Below are 15,924 nucleotides of genomic sequence, written 5' to 3' on the forward strand. Positions count from 1 at the left end.
GATCAACCCCATCGCCATGGAACAGGGCCTGCGCTTCGCCATTCGCGAAGGCGGCCGTACCGTGGGCGCGGGGGTGGTGGCGAAGGTGATTGAATAGGACAGTGTTGAGTTTTAAGTGGTAAGTGATTAGTTAATGAGCGCGCTGCGCGCGACCTTCACTTAACACTAATAACTAAACACTAAACACTGAGTTATTAGGCCAGTAGCTCAATTGGTAGAGCAGCGGTCTCCAAAACCGCAGGTTGGGGGTTCGAGTCCCTCCTGGCCTGCCAGATGGCTGGCAAAGAAGGAATTTAGTAGTGACAGCGGATAAACTGAAATTAATTCTCGCGGTGCTGATAGTGGCAGGCGGCATCGGGGGATTCTATTACTTTGGCGACAAACCGGATCTGATCCGGGTGGCCGTCATGCTGGCGGCTGTCGTGCTGGCGGTGATTTTCGTTGCGCAAACGGAATTTGGACGCAACGCCTGGGAATTCACGAAGGGTTCGCGGCTTGAAATTCGCAAGGTGATCTGGCCGACCAGAAAGGAAACCATGCAGGTGACATTGATCGTTTTTGTCATGGTCATTCTGGTGGCCGTATATATGTGGGTGATCGATTGGGGCCTGCACAAGATAGTCCGAGTAGTCACGGGATAGGAGCTGAATTCATGACGATGCGCTGGTATGTCGTGCACACCTATTCCGGTTTCGAAAAGGCGGTGGTGCGTTCGCTCAAAGAGCACATCCGCAACGCCGGCATGGAAGAAAAGTTCGGTGAGATTCTGGTGCCGACCGAAGAGGTCGTGGAAATGAAAAGCGGCCAGAAGCGCACCAGCGAACGCAAATTCTTCCCGGGCTATGTGCTCGTGAAAATGGATATGGACGATGAAACCTGGCATCTCGTGAAGGACGTGCCCAAGGTGAGCGGTTTCATTGGTGGTTCCGGCAGCAAGCCGACGCCCATCACCGACAAGGAGGCCGATGCGATTCTGCGGCAGGTGCAGGAAGGCGTAGAGAAACCGCGTCCGAAATTCTCGTTCATGGCGGGCGAGCTGGTGCGCGTCATTGACGGCCCGTTCCAGGATTTCAACGGCACGGTCGAAGACGTCAATTACGAAAAGAACAAACTCAAGGTGTCGGTGTCGATCTTCGGACGCCAGACACCGGTGGAGCTGGAGTTCAGTCAGGTCGAGAAGGCCTGAGTTTTCATTAATCGCGGGGAGGCTGACAACAGCCGCTTGCACCCGTTAAGGAGTAAATCGTGGCAAAGAAAGTTTCGGCGTACATCAAGTTGCAGGTGCCAGCCGGGTCGGCCAATCCGTCCCCGCCGGTGGGACCGGCGCTCGGACAACATGGCCTGAACATCATGGAGTTCTGCAAGCAGTTCAATGCAGTGACCCAAAAGATGGAAAAGGGCATGCCGATTCCGGTCATCATCACGGCCTTCAGCGACAAGAGTTTCACCTTTATTACCAAAACGCCGCCGGCGTCGGTGCTGATCAAGAAGGCCTTGGGGCTGGAGTCCGGCAGCAGTAACGCGCTCAAGCAAAAGGTGGGCAAGCTATCGCGCAAGCAGCTCGAGGAGATCGCCAAAATCAAGATGCCTGATCTCAATTGTTACGATATCAACACCGCGGTGAAAATCATTGCGGGCAGCGCACGCCAGATGGGCGTGGAATGCGAGGGGGCGTGACATGGCTGGCAAACGCCTGAAAGCACAACTCGCGAAAGTGGAACGGATGAAGAATTATCCGCTCGATGAGGCCCTGAAGATTCTCAAGGGCACTGCCAGCGCCAAGTTTGACGAATCGGTGGACGTGGCCATCAATCTTGGCATCGATGCCAAGAAATCGGAGCAGAACGTTCGTGGCACGGCGGTGATGCCGCGCGGCACCGGCAAGAAGGTGCGCGTGGCGGTGTTCGCCGAAGGTGCCGCCGCCGAAGCGGCAAGAAAGGCTGGCGCCGATATCATCGGTTTCCAGGATCTGGCGGATCAGATCAAGGCGGGAAAGATCGATTTCGATCTCGCCATTGCGACACCGGAGGCCATGCGTGTCGTGGGCCAGTTGGGCCAGATTCTCGGCCCGCGCGGGTTAATGCCGAACCCGAAGGTCGGCACGGTGACGCCCAACGTGGCCAAGGCGGTCGAGAATGCCAAGGCCGGTCAGGTTCAGTTCCGCACCGACAAGGCCGGTCTGGTGCACTGCGCCATCGGCAAGGCCTCGTTCGAGGCGGAGGCGCTCAAGGAGAATTTCCTGTCGCTGATGGCGGCATTGAACAAGGTCAAGCCCGCCGCTGCGAAAGGCGTGTACCTGAAGAAGATTACGCTTTCAACCACGATGGGCCCGGGCGTTCGCCTGGACACCGCGGGGCTGTAAGAAAGGTTTTTTGTAGCAAGGAACTTTGGGTCGTTTCGTGCTGTTGTTGGGCGCGGAGCGTTGTCAAAGACCGCAGGCGCACCGAAGTAACGATGTCAGTTACAGGGTGCTTAATACGATGCCGCAGCCTGCGCAGACGGTGTGCCCGACACAGGATTACCTCCTGAAAAGGTCGCCGTTGTTTATAGACGTAGCAACCGGAGGTGACTCATATGAGTCTGACATTAGATGAGAAAAAGGCGGTAGTCGCCGAGGTGTCCGGGAAGTTGACGGATGCACAGGCGGCCATGCTGGCCGAATACCGTGGGCTGTCCGTTGCCCAGATGACCGTGCTGCGCCGCAAGGCGCATGAAGGCAAGGTCTATCTGCGCGTCGTCAAGAACACGCTGGCTCGGCGGGCTGTGGAAGGTACGAGCTTTGAATGCCTGAAAGACCAGATGTCCGGTCCGCTGGCATTCGCGGTATCAACCGACCCCGTGGCGGTCGCTAAGATTCTGAGTGAATTCGCGAAAGATAACGAAGCGCTCAAAATTAAGGCCGGTGCCATGGGTGGCAAGCTCATGTCTTTGGCGCAGATACAGGCGTTGGCGGTACTGCCCGGACGAGAGCAATTGCTGGCAATGCTCCTCGGCACCATGCAGGCACCGATCCAGAAGTTCGTCCAGACCTTGAACGAGGTCCCGGCGAAGTTCGTCAGGGCCCTGGCCGCCGTGCGCGACGCCAAGGCCAGCGCCGCCTAACCGATCAAACATTCAAGATTATATTTCAGGAGATTTCATCATGGCTGTTTCGAAAGAAGAGATTCTTAATACCATTTCCAGCATGTCCGTGCTGGAGCTGTCCGAGCTGATCAAGGAAATGGAGACCAAGTTCGGTGTTTCCGCCGCCGCCGTGGCGGTTGCCGCTCCGGCCGCTGCCGCGGCAGCGCCGGCCGAGGTCAAGGATGCCTTCGACGTGATTCTGGCGGCCGCGGGCGACAACAAGGTCGCCGTGATTAAGGCCGTACGTGCCGTGACCACCCTGGGCTTGAAGGAAGCCAAGGACTTGGTCGAAGGCGCGCCGCAGACCGTGAAAGAAGCCGTGCCGAAGGCCGATGCCGAAAAGATGAAAAAGGATCTTGAGGCCGCCGGCGCCAAGGTTGAGCTCAAGTAAGGTTGGTGCAAGTTGCGGTTTACCCGTTGTTGACGGGTGAACTTGTGCAGTTAATGGCGGGTTGCGCCGGCGGCATGTTGCCGCCGGCCACCTCGTTCGTTGTTTCAGTCCTAAACGGCATTGGTCGTTCCGGTCCGTGACGCTGTTTCTAAAGCTGTCTCAAAAACGTCGCGAGCGGCCGTCAGCCGGGTGAGCACGGAGCGCAGGAACCGGAGTGGACACGACAGTCCATGAGGATTCCGAGCACCGCCCGAGCCCGGATCACGGACGCACAGCAGTTTTTGAGACAGCTTTTAAGAGAACCGAGGGAAGCATGACCTATTCATTCACCGAGAAGAAACTCATCCGCAAGAACTTTGGCAAACGCCCAGGCGTTCTGAAGATTCCGTATCTGCTCGAAATCCAGAAGGAATCCTACCGTCAGTACTTGCAGGCGGAAACGCCGCCGGAGCAGCGGATCGACCAGGGTCTGCAGGCCGCCTTCAAGACGGTGTTCCCGATAGAGAGTTACAATGGCAACGCGGCGCTCGAGTTTGTCAGCTACCGCCTCGGTATACCGGCATTCGACGTCAAGGAATGCCAGCAGCGCGGATTGATTTACGCGGCACCCCTGCGCGCGCTGTTGCGCCTGGTGGTGTTCGAGAAAGATGAGGCTACCGGCACCAAGACCGTGCGGGATATCAAGGAGCAGGAAGTGTACATGGGCGAAATCCCGCTCATGACCGATAACGGCACGTTTGTCATCAACGGCACCGAGCGCGTCATCGTTTCACAGTTGCACCGTTCGCCGGGCGTGTTTTTCGAGCACGATTACGGCAAGACACACTCTTCCGGAAAACTGTTGTTCTCGGCGCGCGTCATTCCCTACCGCGGTTCGTGGCTCGATCTCGAGTTCGACCCCAAGGACTATCTGTACGTGCGTATCGATCGCCGGCGCAAACTGGCCGCGACGATACTGCTGCGCGCCATTGGCATGTCCACGCAGGAAATTCTCGCCACCTTTTTCGAGACGGACACCTTCCATCTGGTGAAGAACGAAATTCGGCTCGACCTGATCCCCAACCGTCTGCGCGGCATGCAGTTCGAGTTTGACGTGAAGACGCCGAAGGGTGAAGTCATTATTGAAGCCAATAGACGCATTTCCGGACGTCATGTCCGTGAGCTGGAAAAATCCAAGCTCAAGCAGCTGACGATAGAAGCAAGCTTCCTCATCGGCCGTTCGCTGGCCGAGGACGTGATTCATCCGCAGACCGGTGAACTGTTGGCGCAGGCCAACGACCTGGTCTCCAAGGATCTGATCGACAAGTTGCTTGAAGCCGGCATCGGGCTGGTCAAGACGATTTACACCAATGACCTCGATCAGGGTTCGTTCATTTCCGACACTCTGCGACTCGACCCCACGCGTGATGCTCTGGAAGCGCAAATCGAGATTTATCGCATGATGCGCCCCGGTGAACCGCCGACACGTGACGCCGCCCAGACGCTGTTCAACAATCTATTTTTCAGTTCCGACCGTTACGACTTGTCCGCTGTCGGACGCATGAAATTCAATCGCCGCGTTGGCCGGGGCATGGACGAGGGCCCGGGCATCCTGACCAAGGAAGATATCGTCGATGCAATGAAGATCCTGATCGAGCTCAAGAACGGCAAGGGCGAGATCGACGACATTGATCATCTCGGCAACCGCCGCGTACGCTCGGTCGGCGAACTGGCGGAAAACCAGTTCCGCGTCGGTCTGGTGCGCGTTGAGCGCGCCGTGAAGGAGCGCCTGTCGCTGGCGGAATCGGAAGGCCTGATGCCGCAGGAGCTGATTAATGCGAAACCGGTGTCGGCGGTGATCAAGGAGTTCTTTGGTTCCAGCCAGCTTTCGCAGTTCATGGACCAGACCAATCCGTTGTCCGAGATCACGCACAAACGCCGTGTTTCGGCACTCGGACCTGGTGGCCTGACGCGGGAACGCGCCGGCTTCGAAGTGCGCGATGTGCATCCGACGCATTACGGACGCGTGTGCCCGATCGAGACGCCGGAAGGCCCGAACATCGGTTTGATCAACTCGCTCGCGGTTTATGCCCGCACCAACGAATACGGATTCCTCGAGACGCCGTATCGCAAGGTAGCCAATGGCAAGGTGGCGGATGAGGTGAATTACCTCTCGGCCATCGAAGAGAGCAAATTCATGATCGCGCAAGCCAATGCCACGCTCGACAGTCGCGGCCATTTGATCGACGAGCTGGTTTCTTGCCGCTTCAAGAATGAGTTCATGCTGTCCACGCCCGACAAGGTGGAATATATTGACGTCGCGCCCTCGCAAATCGTGTCGGTAGCGGCCTCGCTGATTCCGTTCCTCGAGCACGATGACGCCAACCGCGCACTCATGGGATCGAACATGCAGCGCCAGGCCGTGCCCGTCTTGCAGACCGAAAAGCCGCTGGTGGGCACCGGCGTTGAGCGCCTTGTGGCGATCGACTCGGGCGCCACGGTCGTTGCCAAGCGCGGTGGCATGGTGGATTCCGTCGACGCCTCGCGCATAGTGGTGCGCGTCAACGATGACGAAACCAAACCGGGTGAAGTCGGTGTCGACATTTATAACCTGACGAAATACACGCGTTCGAACCAGAACACCAATATCAATCAGAAGCCGCTGGTGAAAGTGGGCGATGTCATTGCCAAGGGCGATGTTCTGGCCGACGGCCAATCCACCGACATGGGCGAACTGGCGCTGGGCCGCAATATTCTGGTCGCGTTCATGCCCTGGAACGGCTACAACTTCGAGGACTCGATCCTCATTTCCGAACGCGTGGTGGAGAAAGACTGTTTCACCACCATTCATATCGAGGAACTGCAAACTGTCGCGCGCGACACCAAGCTGGGCCCCGAGGAAATCACACGCGATATCCCGAATGTCGGCGAAGCGGCGCTCGGCAAGCTTGATGAGTCGGGTATCGTCTATATCGGCGCCGAGGTAGACGCTGGCGATATCCTGGTCGGGAAGGTCACGCCCAAGGGCGAGACCCAGCTGACCCCGGAGGAGAAACTCCTGCGTGCCATCTTTGGCGAAAAGGCCTCGGATGTGAAGGACACCTCTTTGCGCGTGCCTTCCGGCATTTCCGGAACGGTCATCGACGTGCAGGTGTTCACGCGCGAAGGCGTGGATAAAGACGCGCGCGCCAAGAGCATCGAGGAGTCCGGGCTGGCAAGCATCCGCAAGGACCTCGACGATCAGTACCGTATTCTGGAAAACGATGCCTATGCGCGCTTGGAACGCCAGCTGATTGGGAAGGTCGCTGATGGCGGACCTTCGGGCCTCGCGAACGGGGACAAGATCACCAAGACCTATCTAGAGGAACTGCCGCGCCACAAGTGGTTCGATATTCGCCTCAAGAACGAGGAGGCCTCGCAGGCGCTGGAACAGATCCGTGGGTACCTGGCCAAGCAGAAAGACCTGTTTGACCAGAAATTCACCGAAAAGAAGGTCAAGCTCACTTCGGGCGACGATCTCGCTCCGGGCGTGCTCAAGATGGTCAAGGTCTATGTTGCCGTGAGGCGCCGCCTGCAGCCCGGTGACAAGATGGCCGGACGTCACGGCAACAAGGGCGTCATCTCGCGCATCGTGGCCGTCGAAGACATGCCTTATATGGCGGATGGCACACCGGTGGACATCGTGCTGAACCCGCTCGGCGTACCCTCACGAATGAACGTGGGCCAGGTGCTGGAAACGCATCTGGGCTGGGCTGCGCACGAACTGGGCGTGCAGATTGGCAAGATGCTGGAAGAGCAACGCAAGGTCGAGGAAATACGCCGTTTCATCGACAAGATCTACAACCAAATCGGCCGCAGCGGTCGTAAGGAAGATATTAAGTCACTGACCGACGACGAGATCATCGAGCTCGCGCGCAACCTGCGCAAGGGCGTGCCGGTCGCAACGCCAGTGTTCGACGGTGCCGCGGAGGAAGAGATCAAGGAAATGCTCGTTATGGCAGGACTGCCGACCTCCGGCCAGACAACGTTGTGGGATGGCCGTACCGGCGATGCCTTCGATCGTCCGGTGACCGTGGGCTACATGTACATACTCAAGCTTAATCACCTGGTGGATGACAAGATGCACGCGCGTTCAACCGGACCGTACTCACTGGTCACGCAGCAACCGTTGGGTGGCAAGGCCCAGTTCGGTGGCCAGCGCTTCGGTGAAATGGAAGTGTGGGCGCTCGAGGCCTACGGTGCTTCGTACACGCTGCAGGAAATGCTCACGGTCAAATCCGACGACGTCATGGGGCGCACCAAGATGTTTGAGAACATCGTCAAGGGCGACCATCGCATGGAGCCGGGCATGCCCGAATCCTTCAACGTGCTCGTCAAGGAAATCCGCGCGCTCGGCATCGACATGGAGCTGGAGCAGGATAAAGGCTAAGCCCCGGTCAGAATTGGACCGGAACCGGAATTTACTAATTCATCAGCGCAACAGTTTGCAGGAGACGATACCTTGAAAGACTTGTTTAATCTTTTCAAGCAGCCAGGCAAGTCGGAAGATTTTGATGCCATCCGCATTGGACTTGCTTCCCCGGAGAAAATTCGCTCGTGGTCGTACGGCGAGGTCAAGAAGCCGGAAACCATCAATTACCGCACGTTCAAACCTGAACGTGACGGTCTGTTCTGCGCCAAAATTTTCGGACCGGTCAAGGATTACGAATGTCTGTGCGGCAAATACAAGCGCCTCAAGCATCGTGGCGTGATCTGTGAAAAATGCGGCGTGGAAGTGACGCTGTCGAAGGTGCGCCGTGAGCGCATGGGTCACATCGATCTGGCCTCGCCGGTGGCGCATATCTGGTTCCTGAAGAGCCTGCCCTCCCGCATGGGCTTGATGCTGGATATAACCCTGCGCGACATCGAGCGCGTGCTGTATTTCGAGGCTTATCTCGTCATCGATCCGGGCATGACACCGCTGGAGCGTGCCTCGCTGCTTTCGGAAGATGCCTATCTCAATGCCATCGAACAGTATGGTGACGAGTTTGACGCGCGCATGGGCGCCGAGGCCGTGCGTGCCCTGCTTAAGTCCATCAATCTTGAAGAAGAAGTGGCGAAAGCGCGCGGCGATCTCGCCGGTACCACCTCCGAAACCAAGATAAAGAAAATTACCAAACGCCTGAAGGTGCTTGAGGCGTTCATGTACTCCGGCAATAAACCGGAGTGGATGGTGCTCGATATTTTGCCGGTGCTGCCGCCGGAACTGCGTCCGCTGGTGCCTCTCGACGGTGGGCGCTTTGCGACCTCCGATCTTAACGATCTCTATCGACGGGTCATCAACCGTAATAACCGCCTGAAGCGCCTGCTCGACCTTAATGCGCCGGACATCATTGTGCGTAATGAGAAACGCATGCTGCAGGAAGCGGTGGACGCGCTGCTCGACAACGGCCGTCGCGGCCGTGCCATCACCGGCGCCAACAAGCGCCAGCTCAAGTCGCTCGCCGACATGATCAAGGGCAAGCAGGGCCGTTTCCGCCAGAATCTGCTCGGCAAGCGCGTCGACTATTCCGGTCGTTCCGTGATCGTGGTGGGCCCGACGCTGAAACTGCATCAATGTGGCCTGCCGAAAAAGATGGCGCTCGAATTGTTCAAGCCCTTCATTTTCAGCAAGCTTGAATCCAAGGGTCTGGCTACCACCATCAAGGCGGCCAAGAAGATGGTTGAGCAGGCCGGCCCCGAGGTGTGGGACATTCTCGAAGAGGTTATCCGCGAGCATCCAGTGTTGTTGAACCGCGCGCCGACGCTGCATCGTCTCGGCATCCAGGCCTTCGAGCCGCAATTGGTCGAAGGCAAGGCGATCCAGCTGCATCCGCTGGTGTGCGCGCCGTATAACGCCGACTTCGATGGCGACCAGATGGCGGTGCACATTCCGCTGTCGGTGGAGGCGCAACTCGAAGCGCGCACCTTGATGATGTCCACCAACAACATCCTTTCACCCGCCAACGGCGATCCGATTATCGTGCCGTCGCAGGATATCGTGCTTGGCCTTTATTACATGACGCGCGAGCGTATCAACGCGCTCGGCGAAGGCAAGGCGCTTGCCGACGTGGCCGAAGTGCATCGCGCCTACAGCGGCGGTCATCTGGCGTTGCAGGCGCGCATCAAGGCGCGCATCCGCGAAGTACAGTTTGACGAAAAGGGCAAGCGTACCGAGACCCGCAAAATTTATGACACGACCGTGGGTCGGGCTCTGTTGTCGGAGATTCTGCCCGAAGGTCTGCCGTTCGAGGTTATCAATCGTGTTCTCAAGAAGAAGACAATCTCCGAGCTGATCAACGCCTGTTATCGGCGCGTGGGTCTGAAGGCCACGGTCATTTTTGCCGACCAGCTGATGTACACCGGTTTTGCCTACGCCACGCGTGCGGCGGTGTCTTTCGGCATGGACGACATGATCATCCCGGCAACGAAGGCCGAGATCATCGGCCAGGCCGAGGGCGAGGTGAAGGCGATCCAGAACCAGTACGCCTCCGGCCTGCTGACAGACGGTGAGCGCTATAACAAGGTCGTGGACATCTGGACGCATACTTCCGAGCGGGTCGCCAAGACCATGATGGATCAGCTTGGCACCGAGGAGGTCAAGGATGCCCAAGGCAAGACGGCGAAGCAGGAGTCGTTCAACTCCATTTTCATGATGGCGGATTCCGGCGCGCGCGGCAGCGCCGCACAAATTCGTCAACTCTCCGGCATGCGCGGGCTGATGGCCAAGCCGGACGGCTCGATCATCGAAACGCCGATCACGGCAAATTTCCGCGAAGGTCTGAACGTGTTGCAGTACTTCATCTCGACGCACGGTGCTCGTAAAGGTCTGGCCGATACGGCACTCAAGACCGCGAATTCGGGATACCTCACGCGTCGCCTCGTGGATGTCTGCCAGGATCTGGTCGTCACCGAGGATGATTGCGGCACAACCGAGGGAGTAACCAAAGTCGCGCTCGTCGAAGGCGGTGAAATCGTGATCGCGTTGCGTGACCGTATTCTCGGTCGCGTGGTGATTGGTGACATCCGCGATGCGTCCAATGACAAGAAGGTGCTGATTCCGGACGGTTCGGTGCTGGACGAAAAGACCGTCGCGCTGCTCGAGGATCGCAACATCGATCAGGTGCAGGTGCGTTCGCCGGTGACCTGCCGGACCCGTTACGGGGTGTGCCGTCAGTGTTACGGGCGCGATCTTGGACGCGGTCATCTCATCAATCTGGGTGAGGCCGTGGGCGTCATTGCCGCCCAGTCGATCGGCGAGCCGGGTACCCAGCTCACCATGCGCACGTTCCATATCGGTGGCGCCGCCTCACGCGCCACGGCGGTGTCGCGCATCGAGGTCAAAACCACGGGTGTCGCGCGCCTCAAGAATCTCAAGGTGGTAAAACACGCCAGCGGCAACCATGTCGCGGTGTCGCGTTCGGGCGAGTTGATTATTCAGGACGACCAGGGCCGCAACCGCGAGCGCTACAAGTTGCCGTTCGGTGCCGTGCTGTCAGTGCATGACGGCTCCAAAGTGAAGAGCGGTGCCGTGGTTGCCAACTGGGACCCGCACACGCATCCCATCATCACCGAAGTGGCGGGCAAGGTTAACTTCAGCGATCTTATTGAAGGCGTCACGGTGAACAAGCAGACCGACGAGATCACGGGTCTGTCCACTTACGTGGTGCTTGATGCCAAGCATCGCGCTGGCACCAAGGACATCCGACCGGTGATCACATTGGTGGATGGCAAGGGCAAGCCGGTCAATATTCCGGGAACAGAAATTCCGGCCAAGTACATGCTGCCGCCGGGCGCCTTTATCACCGTGGAAGACGGCGCCAAGGTAGGCGTGGGTGATGTGCTCGCGCGTATCCCGCAGGAATCTCTGAAAACCCGCGACATCACCGGTGGCCTGCCGCGTGTGGCGGAACTGTTCGAGGCGCGCAAGCCCAAGGATTTTGCGATCCTGGCGGAGGTCAGCGGTGTTATTTCCTTCGGCAAGGAGACCAAGGGCAAGCAACGTCTCATTATTAATGACAAGGAAGGCGTGGAGCACGAGTACCTGATCCCGAAGGGCCGTCATATTACGGTGTTCGAGGGCGAGACGGTGGAGCAGGGTGACACCATCGTCGAAGGCGCACCGGTCGCGGCCGATATTCTGCGTCTGCTGGGTGTCGAGGCGCTTACCAATTACATCGTGGATGAAATCCAGGACGTGTATCGTCTGCAAGGCGTGAAGATCAACGACAAGCACATCGAAGTGATCGTGCGTCAGATGTTGCGCAAGGTGCGCATTCTCGATTCTGGCGATACACGCTTCCTGCAGGGTGAACAGGCCGAACGCGTGCGCGTGATCGAAGACAACGATTTAATGGTGGCCCAGAAGAAAAAGCCGGCTACCTTCGAACCGCTGTTGCTGGGTATCACCAAGGCGTCGCTGTCGACCGAGTCGTTTATTTCTGCGGCCTCGTTCCAGGAGACGACGCGCGTGTTGACCGAGGCAGCCATCACGGGCAAGCTGGATCTGCTGCGCGGCCTCAAGGAAAACGTGATTGTTGGCCGCCTGATTCCGGCCGGTACGGGTCTGGCTTTCCATCTGCAGCGTCGTCTCGACCGTGGCGAGGCCATACAGGAAGCCAAGGATCTGAGGCAGTCCCTGTCTGGTACTGTCTCGAGCAAACCCTCGGCGCGCAGCGGCGAAGAGGCGGTGGGGACGTAGGACTTTAGAGGGTCGACATAGTCCGAGGTTTTCCGGGGCCGAATGGCTTGTGAGTGTAAGATTGACTCGGAAAAAGGCCATTTAAGGCCGTAACGGCTTGACACAAAAGGGGTGTATCCCTAGAATCGCGCCCCTCAGACAGGCCGGGATCCCGCCGGCCTGTCTTTGTTAAAGCCTCCGAGATTTCTGAAAAAGAGCTGTTGCTTTTCGGCCATCTGGCCGGACTCCGCAGTATCGACGCCGACCGCGCGACAAAATCGCCCGGAGCGAAATTGGAAACCGCAGGCCGCCCGAAGGGCAAAATGCCGGGAAGGCATTTCGTCAATTTGGATGGCGAATAAATAAATATGAAATTTCCGCCATGGCGGAAATTTCTTTTTTCGGATCGTAAAGACAACTAATACAGATGCCGACAATTAATCAATTAGTGGCCAAGGGGCGCAGGCGCCTTAAAAGCAAGAGCAAGGTACCAGCCCTCGAGGCCTGTCCGCAGCGCCGTGGCGTGTGTACACGTGTGTACACCACGACGCCAAAGAAGCCGAACTCGGCGTTGCGCAAGGTTGCCAAGGTACGTTTGACCAACGGTTATGAAGTCATCACCTATATCGGTGGTGAAGGGCACAACCTGCAGGAGCACTCCGTGGTGCTGATCCGCGGTGGGCGCGTCAAGGACCTGCCCGGTGTGCGTTATCACACGGTGCGCGGTTCACTCGATACGGCCGGGGTGGCTGATCGCAAACAAGGTCGTTCCAAGTATGGCGCGAAGCGCCCGAAGACCTAAAGAGGAAATTATGTCGAGACGCAGAGAGGTCCCCAAGCGTGAAGTCACGCCAGACCCGAAATACTTGAGCCAGACTGTCGCCAAGTTCATCACCGTGGTGATGAAGAGCGGCAAGAAATCCGTGGCGGAGAAGATTGTTTACGGTGCGCTCGACACCATGGCGGAACGCAGCAAGAAGGATCCGATTGAAATGTTCAATCAGGCCCTGACCAACGTTCGTCCGCTCGTTGAGGTCAAGAGCCGGCGTGTCGGCGGTGCCACCTATCAGGTGCCGGTGGAAGTTCGCTCGGGACGTCAGACGGCGCTGGCGATGCGCTGGGTAGTGGAAGCCGCACGCACCCGCAGTGGCAAGTCCATGGCGGCGCGTATGGCGGATGAATTGATGGACGCCGCGGACAAGCGCGGCAATGCCGTGAAGAAGCGCGAAGACGTGCATCGCATGGCCGAGGCCAACAAGGCCTTCTCGCATTACCGCTGGTAAGCGATTAACCGTTCTTTAATTATTGATCCGGCACAAAGTTTGGGTCATTTGAGTAAAGAGATTGATTTATGTTGCAGGCTATTAATATTCATTTCGGTGCCGGATCAATAATTGAAAATCTTATGATTGCCAATTATTGCGGCGGCATGGTGGCTTACGGTGCGGGATCGCCATCCTGCGCTTTACCTGTTTCTGTAGCGGCGTCACGCCGCCGCAATAATTAGAGGATTTGAGTCGTGGCCCGTATTACACCAATCGAACGCTACCGGAATATCGGCATTATGGCGCATATCGATGCTGGTAAGACCACGGCCACGGAGCGCATCCTGTTCTACACCGGCGTTTCGCACAAAATCGGTGAAGTCCATGACGGCGCCGCCATCATGGATTGGATGGAGCAGGAACAGGAGCGCGGCATTACCATCACCTCGGCGGCGACCACCTGCTTCTGGAAGGGCATGGACCAGTCGCGTCCGGAACACCGTTTCAATATTATTGATACCCCCGGCCACGTCGACTTCACGATTGAAGTGGAGCGTTCGCTGCGCGTTCTCGACGGCGCGATTTTCGTGCTGTGCGCCGTGGGCGGCGTGCAGCCGCAGTCCGAGACCGTGTGGCGCCAGGCCAACAAATATAAAGTGCCGCGCATCGCGTTCGTGAACAAAATGGATCGTGCCGGCGCCAATTTTCTCCATGTCGTGTCCCAGCTCAAGGAGCGTCTCGGCGCCAATGCCGTGGCGCTGCAGCTGCCCATCGGTGCCGAGGAAGGTTACAAGGGCGTCGTCGACCTCATCAAGATGAAGGCCATTTACTGGGACGATTCCACCCAGGGCATGAAGTTCGAGGAAAAAGAAATTCCCGCCGAGATGCTTGAACAGTGCAAAAAGCAACGCGAGCACATGGTCGAAGCAGCGGCCGAGGCCAACGAAAAAGTGATGGGAAAATATCTTGCCGGTGAAGCGCTGACGATAGACGAAATTAAGCACGGCTTGCGCGAGCGCAACCTGAAGCTCGAAATCGTGCCGGTATTGTGCGGCTCGGCGTTCAAGAACAAGGGCGTGCAAGCAGCGCTTGACGCGGTCATTGATTTTTTGCCCGCGCCGTCAGAGCGCCCCGCCATCAAGGGCCATCTGGACGACAAGGACAGCACCGTCGGCGAGCGCCATGCCTCCGATGAAGAACCGTTTTCCGCCTTGGCGTTCAAGATTGCGACCGACCCGTTTGTTGGCGCGTTGACCTATATCCGTGTGTACTCCGGTGTGTTGACCTCGGGCGATACTGTTTATAACCCGGTCAAGTCCAGACGGGAGCGCATCGGGCGTCTGTTGCAGATGCACGCCAATGAACGCAAGGAGATTAAAGAAGTTCGTGCCGGTGATATCGCCGCGTGCGTGGGCCTGAAGGATGTCACCACGGGTGAAACGCTGAGCGACCCGGACAAGGTTATCACGCTGGAGCGCATGGAATTCCCTGAGCCGGTCATCTCGCAGGCGGTTGAACCCAAGACCAAGGTTGACCAGGAAAAAATGGGCATGGCCTTGAACCGCCTGGCCCAGGAAGATCCCTCGTTTCGCGTGCATACTGACGAGGAGTCCAGCCAGACCATCATCTCCGGCATGGGTGAGTTGCATCTGGAAATCATTGTCGATCGGATGCGGCGCGAATTCGGCGTCGAGGCCAATGTCGGCAAGCCGCAGGTCGCGTACCGTGAAACTATCCGCAAGGCGGTGGATCAGGAATACCGCTTCGTCAAGCAGTCCGGCGGCCGTGGCCAGTACGGCCACGTCGTTATCAAGTTCGAACCGCAGGAACCCGGCAAGGGCTTCGAGTTCGTGGACGCCATCAAGGGCGGCGTGATCCCGAAGGAATTCATTCCGGCCGTGCGCAAGGGCGTGGACGAGGCGATGCAGCGCGGCGTCAAGTTCGGTTATCCCGTGGTCGACGTGAAAGCGTCGCTGCACTACGGTTCGTACCACGATGTGGACTCGAACGAGAATGCGTTCAAGATGGCGGCCATTCTGTGCTGGAAGGAAGCCGGTCCCAAGGGCGATCCGGTGCTGCTTGAGCCGATCATGGACGTGGAAGTAACCTCGCCGGCGGATTATCTGGGTAACGTCATGGGTGACCTGAACTCGCGCCGCGGCATCATCATGAGCCAGGAAGACGGTCACGGTAACGTGAAGATCATTCGTTCCGAGGTACCGCTGGCGAACATGTTCGGTTACTCAACGAGTTTGCGCTCGGCGACCCAGGGTCGTGCGACTTACACGATGGAATTCAAGAAATACGCGCCAGTGCCGTCGAATGTCGCCGAATCCGTCATGAAGAAGGCCAGTTAACTAATTTAAGATAGAGGCATCCCGTGTCCAAGGAAAAATTCTCCCGCACCAAACCGCACTTGAACGTCGGCACCATCGGTCACGTCGATCATGGCAAGACCACGCTCACCG

The 15,924-nt window shown here is 57.9% G+C and carries 13 protein-coding genes, 1 tRNA gene, 1 other RNA gene and 1 pseudogene; 15 read left to right on the top strand and 1 reads right to left on the bottom strand.

Going from position 1 to position 15,924, the window contains the following annotated elements; translation table 11 throughout:
- From NUV55_RS08425 to rplL, 8 genes and pseudogenes are all read left to right on the top strand, one after another.
- Positions 1–97: pseudogene (locus NUV55_RS08425) on the top strand (elongation factor Tu); the annotation flags it as partial.
- 99 nt (positions 98–196) lie between these two features.
- Positions 197–272: transfer RNA gene (locus NUV55_RS08430), tRNA-Trp, on the top strand.
- A gap of 27 nt (positions 273–299) precedes the next feature.
- The gene (gene secE, locus NUV55_RS08435) at positions 300–641 is read left to right on the top strand and encodes a preprotein translocase subunit SecE (RefSeq protein WP_296672023.1); all 342 of its coding nucleotides are present in this window, start codon (positions 300–302) and stop codon (positions 639–641) included.
- An 11-nt stretch (positions 642–652) separates the two neighbouring features.
- Positions 653–1,186: a transcription termination/antitermination protein NusG gene (gene nusG / locus NUV55_RS08440; RefSeq protein ID WP_296672025.1), complete on the top strand. Its 534-nt coding sequence runs from the start codon at positions 653–655 to the stop codon at positions 1,184–1,186.
- Between the two features lie 59 nt (positions 1,187–1,245).
- Positions 1,246–1,677: a 50S ribosomal protein L11 gene (gene rplK / locus NUV55_RS08445; protein WP_296672027.1), complete on the top strand. Its 432-nt coding sequence runs from the start codon at positions 1,246–1,248 to the stop codon at positions 1,675–1,677.
- Between the two features lies 1 nt (position 1,678).
- Positions 1,679–2,362 (top strand): 50S ribosomal protein L1, encoded by a 684-nt coding sequence (gene rplA, locus NUV55_RS08450; protein WP_296672029.1) that lies wholly within the window; start codon positions 1,679–1,681, stop codon positions 2,360–2,362.
- 212 nt (positions 2,363–2,574) lie between these two features.
- A complete protein-coding gene (gene rplJ / locus NUV55_RS08455; protein WP_296672031.1) occupies positions 2,575–3,102 on the top strand; it encodes a 50S ribosomal protein L10 in 528 nt (175 codons plus the stop codon).
- A 40-nt stretch (positions 3,103–3,142) separates the two neighbouring features.
- Positions 3,143–3,514 carry a 50S ribosomal protein L7/L12 gene (rplL, locus tag NUV55_RS08460; protein ID WP_296672033.1) on the top strand — a complete coding sequence of 124 codons (372 nt, stop codon included), beginning with the start codon at positions 3,143–3,145 and terminating at the stop codon, positions 3,512–3,514.
- Between the two features lie 156 nt (positions 3,515–3,670).
- On the opposite strand, the gene NUV55_RS08465 is transcribed toward rplL, so the two are convergent.
- A non-coding RNA gene (locus tag NUV55_RS08465) (sX9 sRNA) lies at positions 3,671–3,746 on the bottom strand.
- A gap of 81 nt (positions 3,747–3,827) precedes the next feature.
- Between NUV55_RS08465 and rpoB the strand changes: the two genes are divergently transcribed.
- The 7 genes from rpoB to NUV55_RS08500 form a co-directional block, all read left to right on the top strand.
- On the top strand, positions 3,828–7,922 hold the full coding sequence (gene rpoB, locus NUV55_RS08470; protein ID WP_296672035.1) for a DNA-directed RNA polymerase subunit beta: 4,095 nt from the start codon (positions 3,828–3,830) through the stop codon (positions 7,920–7,922).
- 72 nt (positions 7,923–7,994) lie between these two features.
- The gene (rpoC, locus tag NUV55_RS08475; RefSeq protein WP_296672036.1) at positions 7,995–12,212 is read left to right on the top strand and encodes a DNA-directed RNA polymerase subunit beta'; all 4,218 of its coding nucleotides are present in this window, start codon (positions 7,995–7,997) and stop codon (positions 12,210–12,212) included.
- Between the two features lie 406 nt (positions 12,213–12,618).
- Positions 12,619–12,993, top strand: coding sequence for a 30S ribosomal protein S12 (gene rpsL, locus NUV55_RS08480; RefSeq protein ID WP_096361317.1), 375 nt, complete (start codon positions 12,619–12,621; stop codon positions 12,991–12,993).
- A gap of 10 nt (positions 12,994–13,003) precedes the next feature.
- On the top strand, positions 13,004–13,474 hold the full coding sequence (rpsG, locus tag NUV55_RS08485) for a 30S ribosomal protein S7 (RefSeq protein WP_296672040.1): 471 nt from the start codon (positions 13,004–13,006) through the stop codon (positions 13,472–13,474).
- Positions 13,475–13,542: 68 nt separating this feature from the next.
- Complete coding sequence (locus NUV55_RS08490; protein ID WP_296672042.1) at positions 13,543–13,698, top strand: hypothetical protein; 156 nt, start codon at positions 13,543–13,545, stop codon at positions 13,696–13,698.
- A gap of 12 nt (positions 13,699–13,710) precedes the next feature.
- The gene (fusA, locus tag NUV55_RS08495) at positions 13,711–15,813 is read left to right on the top strand and encodes an elongation factor G (RefSeq protein ID WP_296672045.1); all 2,103 of its coding nucleotides are present in this window, start codon (positions 13,711–13,713) and stop codon (positions 15,811–15,813) included.
- A 23-nt stretch (positions 15,814–15,836) separates the two neighbouring features.
- Positions 15,837–15,924: GTP-binding protein (locus tag NUV55_RS08500; RefSeq protein WP_296672047.1), on the top strand; the 88-nt coding region annotated here is incomplete at its 3' end.

This window comes from Sulfuricaulis sp. (genome assembly GCF_024653915.1).
Classification (GTDB): domain Bacteria; phylum Pseudomonadota; class Gammaproteobacteria; order Acidiferrobacterales; family Sulfurifustaceae; genus Sulfuricaulis.